The following is a 1,370-nucleotide window of genomic DNA, read 5'->3' on the forward strand; positions in this document are numbered from 1 at the left end:
TGGCCGACCGCGTCCCGCCGCTGCTGCACCGGCTGGGCACGCGCACCGCGGGACTGGCCGCGCCGATGCTGTTCGACCTGGTCGTCACCACGGTCCCGCTGCCCCCGGCCCGCCTCTCGATCGACGGCGCCCGGCTGGCGGCGGTCTACCCGTTCGTGCCGCTGGCCCCGCGCCACGCGGTCGGCATCGCGGTGGCCACCTACCGCGACTCGGTGCACATCGGCCTCCAGGCCAACGGCGCGGCGGTCCCGGACATCGGCTCCCTGCGCGACGCGGTGCTGAAGTCCGCGGCCCGCCTGGTCGACGCCTCCTGACGGCTAGGGCGTGACGCCCGCCGGCCCCACCACCTCCAGGAACGCCAGCGCCTCGGCCCCGCGGGAGCCGGGTGGCGCGGTGTAGAGCACCAGGTGCTGGTCGTCGCCGCGCAGGGCGAGGGAGTCGCAGTCGACGGTCACGTCACCCACCGCCCGGTGCCGGAAGGTCTTGGAGAGCACCGGCGCCGCGTGCACGTCGTGCCGCTCCCACAACCGGGCGAAGTCGGCACTGCCCGCGCGCAGCTCGGCGACGAGCCCGGTCACCGCCGGATCCGCAGGGTAGCGGGCCAGGGTCGCCCGCAGCCCCCGGACGACGTTGAGCCGGAACTCGGCGACGTCGGAGACCCGGTACAGCGACCCGGCCGGCTCGAGGAACGCCTTGCGCGCGAGGTTGCGCCGCTCGGGCGGGACCGCCGCGAAGTCCTCCATGAGCGCCGCCGCGAGGTCGTTCCACGCCAGCACCTCGAAGGTGGCGGAGACGACGAAGGCGGCCGTCTGAGGCAGCCGCTGCAACAGCGCGAGGATGCTGGGGCGCACGTCGCGGGGGTGCCGCCCGCTCCGGATCGGCGCGGTGCCCGCCAGGACGTGCAGGTGCTCGGCCTCGGCGCCGGTCAGCCGGAGTGCCTCGGCGATGCCGGCCAGGACCTCGCCCGACGGCCGCGGTGCCCGGCCCTGCTCGAGGCGGACGTAGTACTCGGTGGAGATGTGCGCGAGCACCGCGACCTCCTCCCGGCGCAGTCCCGGCGTCCGCCGGCGCGGTCCGCCGGGCAGGCCCACGTCCTGCGGCCGCAGCCGCTCACGACGGCTACGGAGGAACGCACCCAGCTCCTGCTTGTCCACCCCTCCAGTATGCGAACGCACCCGCGCCGGATCCTGGTACGGCCTGTGCCTGTCTCCGGGTTGCCCGCCGGGGCAGCGTCGGGTTCATGACGAACACCACGATCGGCCTGCTCACCGGCAAGGTAGTGCTCATCACCGGCGCCAGCCGCGGCATCGGCGCGGCCGCGGCCCGCCTCTTCGCCGAGGAGGGCGCCGCCGTCGTGCTGGCCTCGCGCG

At 75.6% G+C, this 1,370-nt stretch carries 3 protein-coding genes; 2 read left to right on the top strand and 1 reads right to left on the bottom strand.

Going from position 1 to position 1,370, the window contains the following annotated elements:
* On the top strand, nt 1-314 hold a 314-nt coding region (locus G3I65_RS13460; protein WP_160696404.1), incomplete at its 5' end, for a WS/DGAT domain-containing protein.
* A 3-nt stretch (nt 315-317) separates the two neighbouring features.
* On the opposite strand, the gene G3I65_RS13465 is transcribed toward G3I65_RS13460, so the two are convergent.
* Complete coding sequence (locus G3I65_RS13465; RefSeq protein ID WP_160696405.1) at nt 318-1,154, bottom strand: helix-turn-helix transcriptional regulator; 837 nt, start codon at nt 1,152-1,154, stop codon at nt 318-320.
* 86 nt (nt 1,155-1,240) lie between these two features.
* Here G3I65_RS13465 and G3I65_RS13470 point away from each other — a divergent pair.
* Nucleotides 1,241-1,370 (top strand): SDR family NAD(P)-dependent oxidoreductase (locus G3I65_RS13470; RefSeq protein WP_160696406.1); only part of this gene is annotated, 130 nt, incomplete at its 3' end.

It is taken from the genome of Amycolatopsis sp. SID8362 (genome assembly GCF_010550475.1).
GTDB lineage: Bacteria > Actinomycetota > Actinomycetes > Mycobacteriales > Pseudonocardiaceae > Amycolatopsis > Amycolatopsis eburnea.